The organism is Spirosoma pulveris, from assembly GCF_054781875.1.
On sequence record NZ_BAAGTO010000002.1, the window covers coordinates 217,127 to 238,191 of the forward strand.

Genomic DNA, 21,065 nt, shown 5'->3' on the forward strand with positions numbered 1-21,065 from the left:
CCTGTTTTCCAGCGTTTGTACGTCAGAGTGTGATTGACAAACTGTCTAAAATTATTTGCAAGCATGACCTCCTCATCAACCGATAAAACAGGCGAAGCCAGCGTCATTATGATGCATTCCGAAGACCTTCTGAACTGGTCGCGGGAGAAGTCGATGTGGCCCATGAGCTTTGGTCTTGCGTGCTGCGCCATTGAGATGATGCAGGCCTTTGCGGCCAGCTATGACCTCGAACGGTTCGGTATTTTTCCGCGCCCTTCTCCCCGCCAGTCAGACATTATGATTGTGTCCGGCACCGTGACCTTTAAAATGGCCGACCGCATCCGGCGGCTCTACGAGCAAATGGCCGAGCCCCGCTACGTCATTTCGATGGGTTCGTGTTCCAATTGCGGTGGTCCGTACTGGCAACATGGGTATCATGTGGTGAAGGGAGTCGACCGGATTATTCCGGTGGATGTGTATGTGCCCGGCTGCCCGCCCCGTCCGGAAGCGTTGATCGACGGGTTCATAAAATTGCAGGAGAAGATTCGAACCGAACACCCGTTACAGCAAGAAGGTGTTTAATTTTTTGTTTCAGCATCGTGAACTCACTCGTTTCTTCCTTTCGGCAAACGCGGCAACTGGCGCGGCTTCTGTTATTAATTTACGGCGTCACGCTGGTACTTGGGCTACTGGCGGCCCTGCCGTTTTTTAATACACTTAAGGTAGAAGACCAGGATTCACTGGCATTTCTGAACCTGCTGAACGGATTTGATTACACTATTTTCTCGGACTTCATGCACCGCAGTGGCCGTACCCTATCGCCCCTGGTGAGCGTTGGGCGCTGGCTGGGTCTGGTGTATATTTTTCTGAGCGTCTTTTTTGCAGGTGGGATCTTGGTTCGTTTCTCGCAACCGGCCAACCGATTTAACAGCGGCCTGTTCTGGGAGGGCTGTGCCCATTATGCAGGCCGGTACCTGCGGCTCTTTGGTGTGACTCTTCTCTTTGTAATTGTTGGAGCCGGTATCTGGCTGGTCATTGGCTCACTGGTTAGCGTGGCCGTCAGCGACTCGTACACTGAACGGGGTCTTTTCTGGATTGGTGCTATTTTCTTCGCCTTATTTGCCTTTACGGCTATCCTATTGCTCTGCATTGGCGACTTTGCCAAAGTACTGATGTTTCTGGAAGATGAGCACGGTGCTTTTCGGGCTTTTGGCCAGGCCGGGCGGCTCGTACTGCGGCATCCGGGCAAAACGGTTGGCTTGTACTGGCTTATGATCTTGTTGGGCACCGCCTTATTCGGGCTCTACTTTCTGCTCGACAATGCCATTCTCATGAGCGGCTGGGCTTCGATCGCGGTTATGTTCCTGATTCAGCAGGCCCTGATTTTCGCCCGTGTGGGGCTTAAAGTGTGGTGGCTGGGAACGGCCTATACCGTTTATCAGGCTCTTCCCAAACCAACCCCCGTTTTACGACCCGTACCCGTTCAGGTGCCCATGGCCAAACCCGACGGCGAAGCCCCGATGAACCCCATCGAGTCCTAGTGAATGCCCCATTTCGCCAAAATCATCACGGAAAGGACCGTATAAGCCGCCAGCACCAGATACGTTCTGGGATTTAAAAATTTAGGAAAAAAGGCAACCAGTATGTACCCCATGAAAGGCCAGGGATGCGCCAGATAGCGATCGAAGAACGGGTGGTTCCCACCAACGAACGCCTGCGATGCGATAAAAAATGCCACAAACACGATCGAAAACACCAGGCCTGCATCGCTGAAATTCTGCTGCCGGACATATTGCATAAGTTTATCGCCCACAACTACGAGGCTCAGAAAACTCAGGCTGTAAACAGCAAACATACCAAGCGATAGCTCTACACTGCCACGTGCCGTTAACCAGGCCAGACCGTGTTCGATGGGGCCACTAAAGACATCATTGACGGAAGATGCGTCGTGAAAAAGATTGATTCTGAACAGTGCCAGCACCAGCGCCAGCCCGAATGAAATCAATAGTAAGGTGCGGATTCCTGTCGACCGCCAGTTTACGTTGACCAATACTGCCGGAGCAGAATAGATGCCCACCAAAGCCAGCGACGAAACAGGCCGAAACGCATTGAAGCTAATACCCGACCGCAGCTTCGACCACTGGTGAAAAGCCGGTGGTGTCATCCCCCCCCAGAGCACAATTAACCCAACCAGCGGAAGCAGACTCACGGCAATGGCCAGATACATCAGCACTTTGCTGGATGTTATGCTTTTGACACCCCTTTGCACAAACTCGTTCCAATCGGTCACGAACAGCACCACAGCCAGAGCAGGCAGCAACGGAATGTAGTAGAAGCGCGAAATGGTCGTCAGCCCCAGCAACAGGCATCCCAGAAAAAAGGGCAGTAGCCGCTGAAGCCGGGAAATCGACAAAAACAACAAACCCGCAAACAGATACAACATAGACGGCCCTTCTGTCATGACTGTAGAGACGCTCAGAAAAAAGTACGGAAACGCCAGCATGAATAAGGTGGCCGCCAGCAACTTCCGCTGAGCGATCGTCGAGAGCGTTTTCAGGTGTATATAGGCCCAGACGACCAGAACGACCAGAAAACCACAGGTAATCAACCGAAGACCAACGTAAGTAATGCCGGGAAACAACCAGATCCAGATAGCGAACCAGATATGGCTGGATACACCGGTGGGCGGTACATGGTTGTATAAGGTAGTCGTGTTGACACCCGATTTGGCAAACGGCAGGCTCGATTCAAGGTGAAAATCTTCGTCCATAACTCCCCATTGAACCAGCACAGCGAGTACGGCAGCCACTCCCAGGTATACAAGACAGATAATCAGAAAGTAGCGCCGGTAGGTTTTGCTATTGTTGTCGGCTGCGGCATGACTATTGGGTAAAGCAGACTGGACTGTGGCTGTTTTCATCAAATAAACGCAATGTTGAATTCCTCAAAATTAATAGATTAGCCGCTAACGGTCACGTTGGGATAGTCCTGTTATGCGTAATCGGCTCCCAATGATGAGGATTCGTTCAGACGGCTGTTGTGTTCATGCCTGATCACTAACGCAAATACCGGACAGATTTACAATCACTATACAAACGGATTCGATTTCCCTGCACAATCTTCTTTGGCCATTTCGTATACTTGCAGAACTTTTTCGTTTTTATAACTCCCTGATTTGCCGCATGGCTATTCCTACTGTCTCTTCTACCCAAAAAACGCCCGAAACTGGTTTATTTGGCTTACCCGTTATTGTAGCTGCCCTGGGTTACTTCGTTGATATTTATGATTTACTGCTGTTTGGCATTGTCCGCGTACCCAGTCTCAAAGACCTGGGCCTTACTCCCGACCAGATCTCGACGGTAGGGGCCAGCATCCTCAACTGGCAAATGGGGGGCTTACTGCTTGGCGGGATTTTATGGGGCATCATCGGCGACAAGAAGGGTCGACTTTCGGTGTTGTTCGGGAGTATTATCACCTATTCGATTGCCAACATTGCCTGCGGATTCGTCAAACATATTACGTTTATGGACCCCGCTATGTATTACGCCCTCATGCGATTTGTGGCGGGTATCGGGCTGGCGGGTGAACTGGGCGCGGGGATTACGCTGGTGAGTGAAGTCCTGCCGAAAGAAAAACGAGCCATTGGTACGTCGCTGGTGGCCGGAATTGGGCTTTTCGGGGCAGTGGTAGCGTATTTCACCGTTAAATTATTCGATTGGCAAACGGCCTTTTTCGTCGGGGGCGGCTTAGGCTTCGGCCTGCTGCTGCTCCGGGTAGGCGTGGTGGAATCGGGCATGTTTAAAGACGTCAGTGATCAGAAGCACGTCAACCGGGGCGACTTCCTGTCGTTTTTCACCAACGCCGATCGGTTTAGCCGGTACCTCAAATGCATCGGCATCGGGTTGCCCACCTGGTTTGTGATTGGCATTCTGGCCACGTTCAGCAACGAGTTTGGCAAGGCATTCGGTATCTCCGAAGAAATTCAGCCGGGGCTCGCCATCATGTGGTGTTACGTTGGACTGGCCACCGGCGATCTGGCCAGTGGTTTTATCAGCCACGCGCTCGAATCGCGCAAAAAAGGAGTTGCGGTACTCATGGCCATCGCGCTGGTCTTCAGCCTGGTTTATCTCTTCACCGGCATCCAGTCGTCTACGGCTTTATACGGTCTTTGTCTGGCTATGGGCTTCGGCATCGGGTATTGGGCCATGTTCGTGACCATCGGGGCCGAGCAGTTTGGCACCAATCTCCGTGCTACAGCCGCTACTACGGTGCCTAATATGGTACGCGGCCTGGTGATTCCCATGACCTTGTCTTACCAGGCACTCAAGCCCTCACTGGCCGTCATCAACGCCGGGGCTATTGTCGGGCTGGTTTGCTTCATAATCGGCTTCTATTCCATCCTGACCATCCCCGAAACCCACGGCAAGGATTTGAATTATCTGGAAGAATAAGACTGTAAGGTGGAGAGAGAGGAGGAGTGGAAGGAAAGGGACGAGGGACAAAACGGTTCACTCCCCTTCTCCAACTCCTCCCTTTCCTTTCCACCTTCTCCCTTTCCTTTCCCCCTCCTCCCCTGTTCCCATGCAAGCCATTTCCCAACCCCGCGTTTCCTTACGTCCATTACTGGCCTTACCCGTTATTGTATCCGCATTGGGCTTCTTCGTGGATGTGTATGACATGTTGATTTTCAGCATTGTACGGGTACCGAGTCTGCAATCGCTGGGGTTGTCGGAAACTGACGTTTCGCAGGCGGGTACGTTTATTCTCAATTGCCAGCAGGCGGGCTTGGTCGTGGGCGGTTTTTTATGGGGAGTGCTGGGTGATAAACGCGGACGCATGTCGGTGCTGTTTGGCAGTATCCTTACCTATTCACTCACGAACATTGCGTGTGGCTTTGTGCAGGATGTGAACACATACGCCCTGCTTCGTTTCATAGCGGGCGTCGGCCTGTCGGGCGAAATCGGGGCGGCTATCGTTCTCGTATCGGAGATTTTACCCAAAGAAATTCGAAGCTACGGCTCGTCGATTGTGGCGGGAATCGGTTACCTCGGCGCGGGCGTAGCGTACCTGACCGTAGAGTACTTCAACTGGCGAACGGCCTTCTGGGTTGGGGGGGGCATGGGCCTTGTGCTGTTGCTGCTGCGGGTAAGCGTGTTTGAGTCGGGCGTGTTTAACCGCATGAAAGACGATCATCAGGAAGTTAGCCGGGGAAATTTTCTGCAATTTTTCAGCAGTTGGCCGCAGGCGATCAAATACCTGCGCTGTGTGTCGGTTGGCATCCCTACCTGGTTCGTGGTGGGTATTCTGGCCACGTTTGCCAATGAGTTCGGGCAAGCGCTGGGCATTGCCGAGATTGTGAAACCGGGTCGCTGCGTCATGATGATCTACGTCGGACTGGCCGGGGGCGATTTGCTGAGCGGTCCCCTGAGCCACTGGCTTCAGTCACGTCTGAAGGCCATCACGGGCCTTTTAATATTAAGTTCGTTGCTCAGTGGCGTTTACCTGTTCGGTGGGATTCACACGGCGGGCGGGCTTTATACCGTTTGTTTACTGGCCGGTTTTTGTACCGGTTACATCGCTATGTTCCTGACCATGGTGGCCGAATTGTACGGTACCAATCTGCGCAACACGGCCACCACATCGGTCCCCAGCGTGGTGCGGGGTACGTTGATTCCAATGACACTGATTTTTCAGGCCCTGAAGCCTTCGGTGGGTGCTCTGGTGGCGGCCGGGCTGTTGGGTACTGTGGTGTACGGGCTCTCGTTCTGGTCGTTGAGCCGCATGGACGAGACCTTCGGGAAAGACCTCGATTTCGTGGAAGAGGCTTAAACCGTTCATCATTTTTCTAAACCGCTGCTCCAGAACCACTGCGTTTGAGGTTGCTCCCTGCCTCATTGAGTTGACAGCTAAAGGTTACCACCTAATCGTATCAACTCAATGAAAACTTCCATCAAATTACTCGCCAGCGCCCTCGTCGTATCGTTTATGACCTCCGTTTCATCGCCTGTTCTGGCCGATGACCACAACTCACAGAACAAAGTTTTTGCGGCCGTTATGTTCCCGGCGGCCAAAAATTCCAAGCTCTGGCTATGTCTGGAAAAATACAAGTCGGAAAGCAAGATTGACCTGACACTGGTCAATGAACGCGGGGACGTCCTGTTTCATGAAGTCGTGAGCGGTAAGAACAGTCGACAGACGGCGTATCGCCAGCAATTCGACATGAGTGAACTGAAAGACGGTACATACACCTTCCGGATATCGGCGGGGAGCCAGAAGGAAGAGCGATCATTTAAGCTCAGCACGCCGGCCGTAGAAGAAGTACAGCCATCCAGACTCATTGCGATTAAGTAAGGGACCGAATTCTATTTTATATCCAGGGGTAAAGCATTCAACGCTACACCCCTGGATATATTTGTGTATATAGGACATGATTCTGCAAAAATCTGCAAATGATTTTGGCCGATTGTAAGCCTATTTGGAGAAATAATTGCTTTTTTACACGCTAATTCCAAAACTCATTCTACAATTGAAGCAATGAACCAGCTTAACCAAATAGACTACATTATTTTCTTTCTGTATTTCATTGGCGTTTCGTCTTACGGCTACTGGATTTACAAGCGGAAACAAACAACCAGCCTCGATACTAAAGACTTTTTTCTGGCCGAAGGGTCGTTAACATGGTGGGCTATCGGCGCATCCATGATTGCCTCGAACATCTCTGCCGAGCAGTTCATCGGTATGTCGGGGAACGGTTTCACCTTTGGCGTTGCCATTGCGGTTTACGAGTGGTTCGCAGCCCTTGCTCTGATTATTGTGGCGGTATGGTTCATGCCCATTTACCTCAAGAACCACATCTACACGATGCCGCAGTTTCTCAAAACGCGGTATAACGAAACAGTGAGTCTGATCATGGCCATTTTCTGGCTGTTCCTATATGTATTCGTTAACCTAACGTCTATTCTGTTCCTGGGCGCGCTGGCCATCAGCACCCTGGTTGGGGGCGACTCGTTCCATGCCATTGTTATTGGCCTTAGCATTTTTGCCATCGTCATTACGCTGGGCGGCATGAAAGTAATTGGCTACACCGATGTAATTCAGGTAGCCGTCCTCATCATTGGCGGTTTGGTAACTTCTTACATTGCTCTTACGCTGGTGAGTCAGAAGTTTGGTCTGGGCAACGATATTCTTGCCGGTTTCTCATCGATGATGGCCGACGCGGACGATCACTTCCATATGATCTTCGAAAAACCAGGTCCGAATACTTCGCAGGTCGATATCAACAAATACCTGACGTTGCCCGGTATGGCCATGTATTTTGCCGGTATCTGGATCGTGAACCTGAACTACTGGGGTTGCAACCAGTATATTACCCAACGTGCGCTGGGTGCCGATTTGAAGACAGCCCGTACCGGTATCCTGTTTGCCGCTCTGCTGAAGATCTTCATGCCGTTGATCGTCATGCTGCCCGGTATTGCTGCGTACGTACTTTACAAAAACGGTAGTCTGCAAAGTGAAATGGCACCGGGTGGCAAACTCCTCGCCGACAACGCCTATTCAGCTATTTTATCGTTCCTGCCTAATGGCCTCAAAGGGCTCTCGATGGCTGCGTTGACAGCCGCTATTGTCGCTTCGCTGGCCGGTAAAGCCAACTCGATCTCGACGATTTTTACGCTCGATATTTATCAGAAATACATTAAGAAAGATGCCTCTCAAACCCAGCTTGTATGGATAGGCCGGATCACTATTTTTGCCGCTATGCTGTTGTCTATCGCGCTGACGTGGCAGGATACACTGGGCATTGGCCGTGAAGGCGGATTTACCTTCATCCAGAAATATACGGGTTACCTGAGTCCGGCTATCTTCGCGGTGTTCATCCTTGGCTTCTTCTGGAAGCGAACAACGGGTACGGCTGCCGTAGCGGGTATTCTGGGTGGTTTTGGCCTGGCCGTGTTGTTCAACAACTTCGCCCCTGCGCTGTTTGGCAACGAGACTATCCTGTACACGGCTTATCCAAATGGAAACGGTGGTTATGAAATCCCCTTCCTGATCTGTATGGGCTGGGCGTTCTTCTTCACGGTATTGATGATGGTCGTTATCAGTCTGGCCGGTCCGGCAATCAACCCGAAAGGCTTTATCATCGACTCGAGCATGTTCAAGTTGAACCCCTCTTCAACTGCTCTGGCCGTAATTATTGTTCTGCTTATTACCGTGCTGTACGTCCGGTTCTGGTAGAATTGTTTTTAGCACATTGATTGTACGGATGGAACGGATTTGTACGGATAGAGCTCCCCTAAACTCTGCCGTTATCCGTTCCATCCTCCTTTTTAGCCCGTTTGTCAATCACCTATGCAAACACTTTCTCCCAACTCACCCTCCCTCCGCCCTTTGTTTGCCCTACCGGTTATTGTGGCAGCGCTGGGCTATTTTGTGGATGTATATGATCTGCTGTTGTTCAACATCGTGCGGGTGCCCAGCCTGAAAGAGCTGGGACTTTCCGAAGCAGATATCTCACTCATCGGTGGTAAAATTCTGAATTTTCAGCAGGCGGGTCTACTGCTTGGCGGGATTCTCTGGGGAATTTTAGGCGACAAACGTGGTCGGCTTTCGGTGTTGTTCGGGAGCATCATTACGTATTCGCTGGCGAATCTGGCCTGTGGATTTGTTCACGACCCTCAACTGTATGCGTGGCTTCGGTTCATTGCCGGGCTGGGCCTGGCTGGTGAACTTGGGGCGGGTATTACGCTGGTGAGCGAGATTTTACCGCCTAACCTGCGCGGGTACGGCTCATCGCTGGTGGCCAGCGTAGGGTTGCTGGGTGCCGTTGTGGCTTATTTTACCGTCACCCTGTTTGACTGGCGCACAACGTATTTCATTGGCGGTAGCCTGGGGCTTGGCCTGTTGGTGCTCCGGGTGAGTGTACTCGAATCGGGCATGTTCAAACGCGTGCAGGGCACGAGCGTGAGTCGGGGTAATTTTCTGGCGTTGTTCAACGGAAGGTCGAAGGTATTAAGGTATCTCCGGTGCATGGGCATTGCCCTCCCGACTTATCTGGTGATTGGTATTCTGGCTACTTTCGGGAATGAGTTCGGGAAAGCGATTGGCCTTGTAGAGCCTGTTCAGCCCGGCCGATGCGTTATGTTTACCTATGTGGGTACCGTTCTGGGCGATCTGGCGAGCGGCATTCTCAGCCAGTACCTGCAATCCCGACGCAAAGCCGTCGGCCTGATGATGAGTCTGACGTTTGTCTTCGTCATCATTTATCTCTTCGGCGGCATCAACTCGACCGGGGCTTTTTATGGACTTTGCCTGGCGATGGGCTTCGGTATCGGCTATATTGCTATGTTCCTGACCATTACGGCGGAGAGCTTCGGTACCAACCTGCGGGCAACGGCCACCACATCGGTAGCCAATAATGTTCGGGCCACCACCCTCATCAGCATTCCCGCTTTTCAGGCCATGAAACCCTCGCTGGGGGTTCTGGAAGCTGCGGCCATCGTTGCTTTTGTTTGTTTCGCCCTGGGCTACTGGTCGCTGGCAACGATGGAAGAAACGTACGGCAAGGAGCTGGATTATACCGAATAAGCACCCTTACTGATGACCTTTTTTACCGTTATTCTTTACCGGTGCGTGTAGCGTATGAACGACCAGCGGACCATTCGTGACGGCTGTAAGGATGCGTTCTTCGGGCGTATGCAGTTTGTAGGAACGGCGGGCGTCGCCGGTTACGGAGAAACCGGTTTGGGCAGATGGTAACCCAACAAACCGACCTCGGCCATCGCCTTTGAGCAATAGACCGCGCGAAGCATCCTGCCTGCCCATATTGGCTTCGTTGGCGTAGAAATTACCCGTTGCCAGCGCATCCAGCTTGCCATCTTTATCGAAATCATCGACGACGAACCCATAAATCGGTGCCTCCTGAGCGACCATTGGCAGGGATTTCAACCGAAATTTCCCTTTACCAAGATTCTCCGCATAACAACTCCGCAACTCACTTACATAGGCCTTATAAACGCCTTCCAGGTCTTTTTCGGAAAACAGGGCATCGAAATCGGCTTCGGCATAATCGGCGTAATGTAGAAATTTCCGTCTGAACTGAATAACCTGCTGGTTCAGTGCATCGCGGGGGAGTGCCGGATAACGCCTTCCATTGATGAAATAACCCATAATCGGGTCAAACTGACCATCGTCGTTGAAGTCCTTTCCGTACATCAGAATCGGCTCCTTAGCCGACGCCCGGTAAAGGGTATTCAACCCTTCGTTACCAAGCAGCAAATCGGCGTCGCCATCACCGTCAAAATCACCGCTGGCCACACAGTTCCACCAACCGGTTGGGTTGCTGGCAAGTGTCGAATCCGTAGCTTTTATCCGTCGAAAAATACCTTTCCGATTCTCCAGTATCGTAAGCGGCATCCACTCACCCACCGCTACCAGATCCAGATCTTGGTCGCCGTCAATATCCAGTGGCAATACATCGCACACCAGTCCGAGACTGGCCAGATCGGGAGCTATACGGACCGTGACGTTCGTAAACTGTGGTGCCTTGCCCGGAACATGATCGTTGCGTAACAAGTAGCTATGGGCAGGCATTGGGTATTTTCCCGGCAATTGACGCCCGGCAATCAACACGTCCAGATCGCCATCCCGATCATAATCGAGGGCACGAACCGACTGGCTGCTAACGACTACTGATGGTAAACCCGAACTGGGTGTAAAATGCCCACGACCGTCATTCTGATAAAGAACCGGCTGAAACGCTTCAGTTGCCGTAAGCGGGCGTTCGTTACCTCCGCCCACTACCAGCAAATCGTTATCATGATCGTTATCGGCGTCGAAGAGCAGAATCGCCCCCACCTCCATGGGCGTATTAGGCATCCAGTCGGCTCGTTTAAACTGGCCGTTAGTCTGCCCGAAGAACAAAGCTCCCGGACTGCCCCGGTACGAAGCACCCACCGCAATATCGTCGATAGCGTCGCCGTTGAGATCGCCGACAGCCAGTGCCACCCCGGCCCTCGACAACATCTTATGCAGCGCGGGGGTTGTTTTGAAATCGACAAAGTCCGACTCCTGATGCACAAAGTCGAGCTTCGTTTGCGGTTTAGAGAACAGGGGATCTAACGGGGGATCGACGGGTTTTCGCACTGGTTTGGCATCACTGTACCGAAGGGTAAGCCGCTGGTTGGCCCGAACGGAATAACGGACTTCGGTCCGGCCGCCGGGCCACACCACGCGCAGAGAATCGGCCATCGGCATATCCCCCAGCCCAACGATCTGCCCGGCACTCATCGACGATAAATACCCACGTACCGGATAGTGTTCGAGTACCTGCTCTTTCCCTTTTGTCCAGACAGTAACCGTAGCCCCAATCCCGGCCCGGTTGGTACCCGGCCCATCAAACGTCATCGACAGATAGCCATTTTTCAGTTTTTCGCGGCTGGTATTCTGAAAAACGGACGCTTTTTCATCGATGTTGTTAACAATCAAATCCAGATCGCCATCGCCGTCGAGATCAGCGTAGGCAGCTCCGTTGGCGTAGGATAATTCATCCAGCCCCCAGGCCGACGACACATCTTCGAACGTCAGGTCATTATGATTGCGGTACGCGTAGTTGCGGAGTTTAATTTCCGGCACTTTTTCAAGCAGTTTATCCCGTTGCTGTTGCCGGGCGGCATCGGTACCGAAGCTACCGAACTCCTCCGTAAAGCTGATAAAATCGCGGTCGGTAACGTTTTTGCGATAGCCATTGGTCACGAACACGTCTTTATGACCGTCCAGATCGAGATCGGCCAGGAGTGTGGACCAGCTCCAGTCGGTCTGGGCCAGCCCGGCGAGTAAACCGACTTCACTGAAAAGGGGCTTTCCCCGGTCGTTGCCGGCATTGAGTTGCAGGGTATTCCGCATGTATTGAAGCTGGTAACCGTACTGCGCTGTCTGGCTAAGCTCTTTTTTATCGTAATCCTGCGCACTGAGCATCTGTTTCTGACGGGCGTTCTCCTTCGGCAGCATATCCAGTTGCATCAGGTCGATACGACCGTCGTTGTTGATATCGGCCGCATCAATGCCCATGCCGTACATGCTCGTATGGGCCAGCGAAGCACGAGTACTGTTCCGAAATACGCCAAGGCTATCGGGATTACGGCCAGCATTGAGGTAGAAAATATCGCTGCTGATAAAGTCATTGGAACAATACACATCCGGATAGCCGTCCTGATTTAAATCGGATACGACCACGCCAAGCCCAAGCCCTTCGAACCGGATACCAGCTGTTTTAGACACATCGCGAAACACAGGGCGACCCGTTGGGCCAGCACCTTCGTTGCGGAACAAGCGGTCGGTAGAGGGGTATGTTCCGTCATTGATGGCTGGACGGAGGTAATTCGGATTCTGTACATCCGGGGCCGTATTGAGCAGGAAAGCGTCCAGATCACCATCCAGGTCGTAGTCGAAAAAAGCCGCCTGGGTCGTATAACCGTCATAATCGAGGCCATAAGCTGCGGCTTCTTCGCGGAAGGTTGGTGAGACTGTTTTCTGATTAACGAATAGCAAATTCCGGCTTTGGCGCATGGTTCGGTGGACCGCCACACTCACGTAAATATCGTCCCAGCCATCCTGGTTAATGTCCACGACCGAAACGCCCGTACACCAGCGGTCTGTCCGTACCCCGGCGGCATCGGTCAGGTCGGTAAACCGCAGGCCGGATTGTTCCGTCGTCTGGTTGATATACAGGCGACTGCTTTCCTGGTTGCCCGTAAAAAACAGATCGGGCTTACCGTCGTGGTTGAAGTCGCCCACGCCCACGCCACCCCCATTGTAAAAGTTTGTAAATGTAAAGGCATTCAGGGAATCGTTGGGGGTTAAGTTGTTGGCAAACGCTACGCCCGACTGACCGGCGTCTATTTTCTCAAATAAACTCTCGACTTTGGGCTGGCAACTTTCCAGGACAAGGCCCATCATAAGTCCCCCAAAAACGAACAAAATACGCATGAATCACTGGTTGATTACGAACAAAACTCCCCTCCCGGATTAATTTGGGAAGGGAGTTTCCGGTATTTACTACTTACACAAAAATCACTTAATAGCCGGGGTTTTGATCTTTGGGATCTATAGCCGGGCTGTTATCGATTTCGGATTGTGGAATGGGCAGCAGTTCATGCTTGTTCGCAATAAAATAGGAAAGCGGCTCTGACTTCTGCTTCTTGTTTTTCCGCCAGCGTACAATGTCAAAGTTGCGAATCTGCTCAGCCGCCAGTTCAACCATACGCTCATGCACAACCGCGTCGAATACCTCGCTCTGATTGCGGCAGGGGTAATTTTTGGTCGGATAGGGCGGCATATCCACCGACTTACGCGCCCGAACCTGGTTCATCAGCGCTATGGCAGCCGCCTGATTGCCGGTTTCATTTTCACACTCGGCCAGCATCAGCAACACATCGGCATACCGCATGATGCGCATGTTGATACCGCTCTGCGCATAGCCATTGTCGAGTTTGTAAAGCACCGAGTATTTACGCCAGCTTACTTTTAGCGTTTTTCCATCCACAACCGATGCGTTACCCTGCACGCGGTCGGCGGTGAGGACGCTGAGCCCGTTGTTGAATTTATCCCCCTTCACTATAGTACGAGTACACATAGCGGGGATCGTTTTTTGGATCTCCGGCCGAAATTCGCTCGTAGGCGTTCAGGACTTTGTTGGACGGAATCACGTTTCGCCAGCCGATAGCCGAATACTCCTGCGTCCGGACGGTTTCTTCCTGAACAGCCGACCCATCACTGTCGCCACCCCAGTTATAAGCACCACCCGATGGGGCATAAACAACTTCAAAGATAGACTCCTGATTAAACTCGCCCTCCTCATTGGTGAGATCGGTGTACTCATCGACGATTTTGTATAGCCCTGAGTTCACGATTTTCTGCAATTCTGTCTTCGCGCTGGCATAGTCGCCTAACTGGAGGTACGTACGTGCCAGCAGGGTTTGCACAGCCGCTTTGGTTGCCCGTCCCAGATTCCGGGCATCGTAGCTGGCAGGAACGCCAGCTTCGGCTGCTTTCAGATCGGCAATGACGAAGTCGTACACCTGCCGCTGGGTGGAGCGGGGCAACGAGCCATCGACCGATTTGGCAAATTCCTTGTAAAGAGGCACGCCACCGAAAAACGTTGCGAGTTCGTAATACGCCCAGGCCCGCAGAAACCGCGCTTCACCCAACAGGCGGTCGCGTACAGCCGGCGTGATGTCTTTGACAGCCCCACCCTTTTCAATGACCACATTTGCCCGGTGAATGGTACGATACCAGCCCCGCCAGATGCTGCCAACCAGGCCATTTCCGGTATCATGGACGCCGATGAGCAGTTGGTTGCGGGGAGTTTCGAGTTGACCACCCCCGGAGGCCATTTCGTCACTTCGCAGATCGTGGGTGAAAAACCATTCTCTGGAAACCAGGCTGTTCGATTGCACCAGCGCATAAATCGAGTTGACCCCCGCCGTTAATTCATCAGCATTATTAAAATAGGTTTCGAACGTTACGCCGTTGGGATTCAGTTTATTGAGGTCGTCTTCGCTACAACTGATAGTCAAGCCAAGTAGCGCGATGCTGAATAGGATTGTCTTTTTCATGATAACACGTCGCTAAAAGATAAACTGATTCATTAAAAGCCCAGATTAACGCCAACCATGATCGTACGCGCCTGTGGGTACTGCACATAGTCGATGCCGTTGTTGAGCAGGTTATAATTCTTCGACGACACCTCGGGGTCATAGCCAGTGTATTTGGTGAAGGTCAGCAGGTTCTGACTCGACACGTACACCCGCGTTTTGCTCAGCACATTGCCCGTTAGTTTACCAATAACAGTCGCCGGAATGGTGTAACCGATGCTCATATTTTTCAGGCGCAGATACGAGCCATCTTCCAGGAAGCGGTCGGATGTCCGGGAGTTCTGATTCGGGTCACCGCTGATGGAGCGGGGCACGTCGGTGTTGGTATTCTGGGGCGTCCAGGCGTTTAATACATCGGTCGTGGCGTTGAACAACCGAAGCTGGCCCTGCCCGATCACTTTCGTTCCGTTATAAACTTTGTTACCCTGTACGCCCTGGAAGAACACGGTGAAGTCGAAGTTTTTGTACGTACCGGTCCAGTTCAGCCCGTAACTGAATTTGGGAATAAAGCTGCCAAGATACTGGCGGTCATTGGCGTCGATCTTGCCATCGCCATTCAAATCGCGGAATCGGATATCGCCCGGTGCCGTCTTGTCATTTTGATAAAATGTACTGGCGTTGCCGTCGATCGAGTTGTACCGGTCAAGTTCACCCTGGCTCTGGAAAATACCATCCACGACCCAGCCATAAAACGACTGAATAGGCTGGCCCACTTCGGTACGGGTGATGTCGAATCCGCCAAAGTCGGCGTTTGACCCGGAATTGATGGTTGCGTTCGGGGTTGCCAGACTCAGTACTTTGTTGCGTGTAATATCAAACGTACCGGTCAGGTTCCAGTTGAAGTTTTTGCTGGAGTAATTGTAGCCCGCCGTCAATTCAAAGCCCTGGTTACGCATGCTGCCTACGTTGGCCAGCGGGTTGACCGAGTAGCCCTGCGACTCGGGCAGCGGTACGCGCAGCAGGAGGCCCTCTGTCTGGCGACTGTACACTTCGGCGCTCAGATTGATTTTGTTATTGAACAGCGACGCATCGACCCCAATGTTACTCATGGTGGTTACCTCCCAGCTCAGGTCGCTGTTGCCCAACTGGTTGAAAAACGACCCCAGTTGGGTCTGATTGCCAAATGGGTAAATAGTGTTGTTGGCCTGAATGAGCGGTTGCCAGTCGTAATCGCCAATGGCGTTATAGCCCGTCTGGCCATAGCTGCCCCGCAGTTTCAATTCCGAGAAAGCCGAAACGCCTTTCATGAACTTCTCTTCACTGATGCGCCAGCCAGCCGAAACAGCCGGGAACGTACCCCACTTGCGGCCCGGCGCAAACTTCGACGAGCCATCCCGCCGAATGGATGCGCCCAGAAGGTACTTGCCCGCATACTCGTAATTCAGGCGACCCACGTACGAGATCAGCAGGTTTTCATTCAGGGTACTGGAGCCGTTGGGGTTCGACACACCCTGAATCACCTGAATGTTATTGTCGGGGCGCTGGCCGCTGGCGCTAATGGACCGCGACATGCTGCGCTGCTGCTCGGCGACACCGGTCAGGTTGACGAAGTGCTTCCCGTAGGTTTTTTCGAAGGTAAGCTGATTGGTCATCACCGAGGAGAAGAACTCGCTGCGGTTTTCGTTGACATTGGCAATTACCCGGCTTCGGTTGCCGTCGTTATAGATCGGCAGAAACCCATTGAACCGCGCATTGGCGTAATCGGCCCCGAACGTGAAGCGATAGCGCAGAAAATCAGTGAACTTGATTTCGGCAAAAATCGACCCCAGCAACTTAAAGCCCCGGTCTGTCTGAAACTGCTGTTCCTGCTCGGCTACACGCAGGGGGTTTTCGGGGTCGGTGGCATCAAGCCCCTGGGCTGTTGTGCTGAACCCGCCAATCTTTGTTGGGTCACGCACGGGCCAGTAGGGCGTCATGCGCATGATGTTCATCAACAAGCTACGACCTCCCCCATCGCGCTCCAGACGCCGGAAATCCGTAGATGCCAGCATCGTTTGACCAATGGTCAGGTACTTGCTGACTTTATGATCGGAGTTGATCCGGAAACTCTGCCGGTCGTAGTTGGTGAAGGGCAAAATCCCATCCTGCTTGAAGTACCCCAGCGAGGTATAGAAACGGGACGTTCCGTTTCCACCCGACAGGGAAATCTGGTGATCCATGATGGGTGCCGCACGGAACATAACATCCTGCCAGTCGGTATCGGTCTGGGCAAATGTCTGGGTAGCGCCATCGTAAATGGGTACGTTCATATTAGAGAACCGGCCCGGGACAGGTTGCCCGGCGGCTGTCAGCAATGAGGTACCGTATTTGATATACTCCTGGCTATTAAGTAGGTCCAGCTTTCGCCAGGCCGATTGCGAGCCGTAATAGGAGTCGACGTTAATGGTGAGTTTACCATTGGTAGCCCCTTTTTTGGTCGTAATCAGGATAACCCCATTGGCGGCCCGTGAGCCATAAATAGCGGCCGCACTGGCGTCTTTCAGCACTTCCAGCGATTCGATATCCTTGGGATCGATGTTGTTCAGACCACCCGCCGGTATCCCGTCGATCACATAAAGCGGATTCGGGTTCAGGCTGATGGAGCCAACGCCCCGCACCCGCACCACGGGTTCGCTGCCGGGGCTGCTGTTGTTGGTCACCGAAACGCCCGGCACGCGGCCCTGCAAAGCCTGCACGGGACTGATGACCGGCAGCGCCCTCAGATCTTTCGGCGAAACAGACGAAACAGCCCCCGTTAGCGAGGACTTTTTCTGGGTACCGTAGCCCACCACGATCACCTCGTTGAGTGCCAGGGGATCGATGGCCATCTTCAGATCAATTACCGATCGGTTCCCTACCGCTACTTCCTGCTTCGTATAACCAATAAAGCTAAACACGAGGGTTGCCTGCCGTCCAACAGAAATACTATACTTCCCATTTTTGTCGGTGGTCGCCCCGCGCACCGTGCCTTTTTCAACCACGTTTACGCCGGGAAGCGGTTCACCGGCCTCATTGGTAACCGTACCTGATAACTGCTGCCCAAAAGCCGTTCCTGACAGCGTAATAAGCCAGACGGCCAACAGGGTTCGAAGTGACATCAGCAGATTTTTCTTTTTGGTTTGTAGAGGTTTATTGTCTTGCATAATGATAGTAATTGGTTTAAGGCCAAAACGAAACTCACTAAGTATAAACAACACAAGTCAAAAGCCGTTGAGCAGCAAAAATCAAGCGTATAAAATCGGGGTTTGTTAAGGTTATCCCAGAACGGCACTACAATTTATTTGCCCTAATGTCTACATAATAGGCACGCCCATGGTACACTATCGATGCTATATAGAATCCTTTACAATTCATCAGCATATTTATACGAATTACCAATATACTTCAATTTAACGACTCAAAAGAAATACACTAATTCGAAACGTACAAATAAATTATATCTTTATTCAGTTGTATTTTTAATTTTCAAGTAAAACAAAGGCAAGATTATTAATCAATATAATAGTTTATGTATACCAATAATACACTATATATACATTTTTTTGAACAGACTGAAACCGACTGATGAGTAGCAAACCCACTATTCACGTCGTATAGCATAAAAAATTTGTCAACCTTATCAGTTGAGTATATATACTCAACTGATAAGGTTGACAAAAGAGCTTGATAAATTCATTATTAGTGAAGCAAGAGGCCATCAACAGACTTATTTATCCCTCTCCCTAGTCACCAGAAATAAACTATTGAAAAGTGTAATGCCGTCTTAACCGGATAGATTACGGTAATTATGCCTTCGCGAAGTGCTTTCTTATGGAATTCCGTTTATTTTCGGAACGTAGTATAGCCGATCGACAAAATTTATGATGAACAAGTACTTCCTCATCCTGGCTCTGATATTTCTGACGAGTTCATTTACACACAAAGAAATTTCCTGGATAGCCATTGGCGACTCGATCACGTATTTGAACGAGCATCTGGACGAAACGGGCAATCGGATTACCAAAGGCTATATGACCCGTGTAACGGATAAGTTACCACATGTACATTATACGAACCAGGGGCATAATGGCTGGACGGCGGGCAAGATAGCCTCCTCGATTGAAACACTTGGATTAGTCAAAGCCGACTTCTATTCAGTCTTTCTGGGCACGAACGACTGGTGGGCGGGCCGACCACTGGGCACACTGGCCGATTATCAGCGCAACACCGGCAATGCCACGGTGTATGGTTCATTCCGGATCATCATGAACAAACTTCGCAGCCTTAATCCACAGGCTCCGATTATCCTGATCACGCCCATGCAGCGGGTGGACTTTGTCTACCTGACCAATTTTAAGAACAACGCGTATGGCTCATACAAGCCCAAAAACGGCCAATTACTCGAATCGTTTGCCAATGCCATTGATTCAATTGGCCGCTTCGAACATCTCCCCGTTGTCGACCTGTATCACATGCGTGGTCTGGAAGCGAAAAATCTGGTTAAATACAAACGCCTGAAAGACCCGAAAACCGGCGTGTACACCAACTATCCGTATCCGAAATTCATCGATATACCGTTTAACCCCGAAACCGATGAGTACCCCTATCCGCTTGATGCCGTCGACAAAACCTACGACGGTCTCCACCCGTCAGATGCAGGCTATGCCTTGATTAGCCGTAAACTGATTAAGATTATCAAGCGATATCGTTAACCCTAGTTCTATTTTTTCAGACCAGATCAGCTTCATGAACAGACGAAGTTTTATTAAGAACAGTTCGGCGGTCAGCCTTTCTGTGAGTACACTTACCGTAGCAGCCTGCTCGTCGCCCAGCCAGACATCGACAGCGAATGACTCCGCAGCGTTTACCGATGATTTTGACCTGAATGAAGTAACGATCGGTGAACTTCAGAAAAAAATGCAGTCGGGCCAGTATACATCGGAGGCAATTACCCAACTCTATCTGGACCGCATTCAGGCCATTGATAAGCAGGGACCGACCCTGAATTCGGTTATCGAACTCAACCCCGACGCCCTGTCGATTGCCAAGGCTATGGATCAGGAACGAAAAGCGGGCAAGTTACGTGGGCCGCTTCATGGTATTCCGATCCTGTTGAAGGATAACATTGATACCGGCGACCAGATGATGACAACCGCCGGTGCCCTGGCGCTGGCGGGCCATAAAGCCGCAAAAGATGCTTTTGTTGCAAAAAAACTACGCGATGCCGGAGCGATAATTCTCGGAAAAACAAACCTCAGTGAATGGGCTAACTTTCGTTCGACCCGGTCGAGCAGCGGCTGGAGCAGCCGGGGTGGGCAAACACGCAACCCCTTTGTACTGGACCGCAGTCCGTGCGGTTCCAGTTCGGGATCAGGGTCGGCAGTGTCAGCTAACCTCTGCGCCGTGGCTGTTGGTACCGAAACGGATGGTTCTGTTATTGCTCCGTCTTCGTTTTGTGGCATTGTCGGTATCAAGCCAACCGTAGGACTGGTGAGCCGCAACGGTATCATTCCCATTTCAAAAACGCAGGACACCGCCGGCCCCATGACCCGCACAGTAACGGACGCAGCCATTTTGCTGGGTGTTATGGCGGGTATTGACCCGGCGGATGCCGTTACGACCGAAAGTCAGGGCAAGGCCCTGGCCGATTACACGTCCTTTTTAAAGACCGATGGTTTATCGGGCAAACGCATTGGCGTCGAAAAGTCGTTTCTGAAAGGGCACGAAGGGGTTGTTGGCCTGTTCAAACAAGCCATAGACGTATTGAAAAAGCAAGGTGCCATAATTGTTGAAGTTGAATTGCTCAACCAGTTCAACTCCATTGGCGGGGCGGAGTTTACAGTGCTTCAATACGAATTCAAGGATGGCGTAAACCAATACCTGGCAACAGCCAATACGGGCGTTAAATCGCTGGCTGACGTAATTGCCTTCAATCGGAAGAATGAGGCCAAAGCCATGCCCTTCTTCAAACAAGAGACCCTCGAAAGCAGCGAGGCCAAAGGCCCATTGACCAGTAAGGAATATACGGATGCACTGGCCAAGACCCGAACGTCCCGCCAGTTGATCGACAAACTAATGACCTCTGCTAAACTGGATGCTATTTGCGGCACCAGCATAGGCTTCGCAGGCTGTATTGACCTGATCAACGGGGACTATGATACCGGCTTTTATTTCTGCCCGCCGGCAGCTATGGCAGGGTATCCACATATTACAGTACCGATGGGTACGGTCCATGGGTTACCAGTTGGTCTGTCGTTCATCGGTGGTGCCTATCAGGAAGGCCCACTGCTAACCATAGGTTACGCTTATGAACAGGCCTCGAAGAAACGTACACGCCCGACCTTCACGAAGTCACTAATTCCGGCTTAATTATACGTCATATTAAATAAAGAGTCTGCTCTTGCTAAAAGTGCTTCAGAACTCGTACGGGCTAGATCCGGTCTTTATGACTATTGGACCCAGCCTGTACGAGTTTATTTT

At 51.6% G+C, this 21,065-nt stretch carries 14 protein-coding genes; 9 read left to right on the forward strand and 5 right to left on the reverse strand.

The features are described from left to right. Positions 1 to 63: 63 nt before the first annotated feature. Positions 64 to 561 (forward strand): NADH-quinone oxidoreductase subunit B, encoded by a 498-nt coding sequence (locus ACYVJM_RS09225; RefSeq protein ID WP_461147931.1) that lies wholly within the window; start codon positions 64 to 66, stop codon positions 559 to 561. A 17-nt stretch (positions 562 to 578) separates the two neighbouring features. After that, the gene (locus ACYVJM_RS09230; RefSeq protein WP_461147932.1) at positions 579 to 1,520 is read left to right on the forward strand and encodes a hypothetical protein; all 942 of its coding nucleotides are present in this window, start codon (positions 579 to 581) and stop codon (positions 1,518 to 1,520) included. On the opposite strand, the gene ACYVJM_RS09235 is transcribed toward ACYVJM_RS09230, so the two are convergent. Further along, positions 1,517 to 2,899, reverse strand: a complete 1,383-nt coding sequence (locus tag ACYVJM_RS09235; RefSeq protein WP_461147933.1) for a hypothetical protein — start codon at positions 2,897 to 2,899, stop codon at positions 1,517 to 1,519. The genes ACYVJM_RS09230 and ACYVJM_RS09235 overlap by 4 nt on opposite strands. 262 nt (positions 2,900 to 3,161) lie before the next feature. Between ACYVJM_RS09235 and ACYVJM_RS09240 the strand changes: the two genes are divergently transcribed. The 5 genes from ACYVJM_RS09240 to ACYVJM_RS09260 all read left to right on the forward strand — a co-directional run bounded on the left by ACYVJM_RS09240 (position 3,162) and on the right by ACYVJM_RS09260 (position 9,561). Continuing rightward, the gene (locus ACYVJM_RS09240) at positions 3,162 to 4,430 is read left to right on the forward strand and encodes an MFS transporter (RefSeq protein WP_461147934.1); all 1,269 of its coding nucleotides are present in this window, start codon (positions 3,162 to 3,164) and stop codon (positions 4,428 to 4,430) included. A gap of 130 nt (positions 4,431 to 4,560) precedes the next feature. Continuing rightward, entirely contained in the window at positions 4,561 to 5,808 is a 1,248-nt protein-coding gene (locus ACYVJM_RS09245) for an MFS transporter (protein WP_461147935.1), read from the forward strand. Between the two features lie 108 nt (positions 5,809 to 5,916). Beyond that, a complete protein-coding gene (locus ACYVJM_RS09250; RefSeq protein ID WP_461147936.1) occupies positions 5,917 to 6,330 on the forward strand; it encodes a hypothetical protein in 414 nt (137 codons plus the stop codon). Positions 6,331 to 6,513: 183 nt separating this feature from the next. Continuing rightward, entirely contained in the window at positions 6,514 to 8,211 is a 1,698-nt protein-coding gene (locus ACYVJM_RS09255) for a sodium:solute symporter family transporter (RefSeq protein ID WP_461147937.1), read from the forward strand. A 114-nt stretch (positions 8,212 to 8,325) separates the two neighbouring features. Next, positions 8,326 to 9,561, forward strand: a complete 1,236-nt coding sequence (locus tag ACYVJM_RS09260; protein ID WP_461147938.1) for an MFS transporter — start codon at positions 8,326 to 8,328, stop codon at positions 9,559 to 9,561. A gap of 6 nt (positions 9,562 to 9,567) precedes the next feature. On the opposite strand, the gene ACYVJM_RS09265 is transcribed toward ACYVJM_RS09260, so the two are convergent. From ACYVJM_RS09265 to ACYVJM_RS09280, 4 genes are all read right to left on the reverse strand, one after another. Continuing rightward, on the reverse strand, positions 9,568 to 12,960 hold the full coding sequence (locus ACYVJM_RS09265) for a CRTAC1 family protein (protein WP_461147939.1): 3,393 nt from the start codon (positions 12,958 to 12,960) through the stop codon (positions 9,568 to 9,570). 88 nt (positions 12,961 to 13,048) lie between these two features. Then, positions 13,049 to 13,606 carry a RagB/SusD family nutrient uptake outer membrane protein gene (locus ACYVJM_RS09270; protein WP_461147940.1) on the reverse strand — a complete coding sequence of 186 codons (558 nt, stop codon included), beginning with the start codon at positions 13,604 to 13,606 and terminating at the stop codon, positions 13,049 to 13,051. After that, on the reverse strand, positions 13,575 to 14,588 hold the full coding sequence (locus ACYVJM_RS09275; protein WP_461147941.1) for a RagB/SusD family nutrient uptake outer membrane protein: 1,014 nt from the start codon (positions 14,586 to 14,588) through the stop codon (positions 13,575 to 13,577). The genes ACYVJM_RS09270 and ACYVJM_RS09275 overlap by 32 nt, the downstream gene beginning before the upstream one ends. A gap of 32 nt (positions 14,589 to 14,620) precedes the next feature. Next, positions 14,621 to 17,749: a SusC/RagA family TonB-linked outer membrane protein gene (locus ACYVJM_RS09280; RefSeq protein WP_461147942.1), complete on the reverse strand. Its 3,129-nt coding sequence runs from the start codon at positions 17,747 to 17,749 to the stop codon at positions 14,621 to 14,623. Between the two features lie 720 nt (positions 17,750 to 18,469). Here ACYVJM_RS09280 and ACYVJM_RS09285 point away from each other — a divergent pair. Then, complete coding sequence (locus ACYVJM_RS09285; RefSeq protein ID WP_461148640.1) at positions 18,470 to 19,297, forward strand: SGNH/GDSL hydrolase family protein; 828 nt, start codon at positions 18,470 to 18,472, stop codon at positions 19,295 to 19,297. Between the two features lie 34 nt (positions 19,298 to 19,331). After that, positions 19,332 to 20,954: an amidase gene (locus ACYVJM_RS09290; protein ID WP_461147943.1), complete on the forward strand. Its 1,623-nt coding sequence runs from the start codon at positions 19,332 to 19,334 to the stop codon at positions 20,952 to 20,954. Positions 20,955 to 21,065: the final 111 nt, after the last annotated feature.

Bases quoted from the DNA above. Each gene is read 5' to 3' on its own strand.
- ACYVJM_RS09225 (WP_461147931.1), top strand. From the start codon at position 64: ATGACCTCCTCATCAACCGATAAAACAGGCGAAGCCAGCGTCATTATG.
- ACYVJM_RS09235 (WP_461147933.1), bottom strand. From the start codon at position 2,899: ATGAAAACAGCCACAGTCCAGTCTGCTTTACCCAATAGTCATGCCGCA.
- ACYVJM_RS09240 (WP_461147934.1), top strand. From the start codon at position 3,162: ATGGCTATTCCTACTGTCTCTTCTACCCAAAAAACGCCCGAAACTGGT.
- ACYVJM_RS09245 (WP_461147935.1), top strand. From the start codon at position 4,561: ATGCAAGCCATTTCCCAACCCCGCGTTTCCTTACGTCCATTACTGGCC.
- ACYVJM_RS09250 (WP_461147936.1), top strand. From the start codon at position 5,917: ATGAAAACTTCCATCAAATTACTCGCCAGCGCCCTCGTCGTATCGTTT.
- ACYVJM_RS09255 (WP_461147937.1), top strand. From the start codon at position 6,514: ATGAACCAGCTTAACCAAATAGACTACATTATTTTCTTTCTGTATTTC.
- ACYVJM_RS09260 (WP_461147938.1), top strand. From the start codon at position 8,326: ATGCAAACACTTTCTCCCAACTCACCCTCCCTCCGCCCTTTGTTTGCC.
- ACYVJM_RS09265 (WP_461147939.1), bottom strand. From the start codon at position 12,960: ATGCGTATTTTGTTCGTTTTTGGGGGACTTATGATGGGCCTTGTCCTG.
- ACYVJM_RS09270 (WP_461147940.1), bottom strand. From the start codon at position 13,606: ATGTGTACTCGTACTATAGTGAAGGGGGATAAATTCAACAACGGGCTC.
- ACYVJM_RS09275 (WP_461147941.1), bottom strand. From the start codon at position 14,588: ATGAAAAAGACAATCCTATTCAGCATCGCGCTACTTGGCTTGACTATC.
- ACYVJM_RS09280 (WP_461147942.1), bottom strand. From the start codon at position 17,749: ATGCAAGACAATAAACCTCTACAAACCAAAAAGAAAAATCTGCTGATG.
- ACYVJM_RS09285 (WP_461148640.1), top strand. From the start codon at position 18,470: ATGAACAAGTACTTCCTCATCCTGGCTCTGATATTTCTGACGAGTTCA.
- ACYVJM_RS09290 (WP_461147943.1), top strand. From the start codon at position 19,332: ATGAACAGACGAAGTTTTATTAAGAACAGTTCGGCGGTCAGCCTTTCT.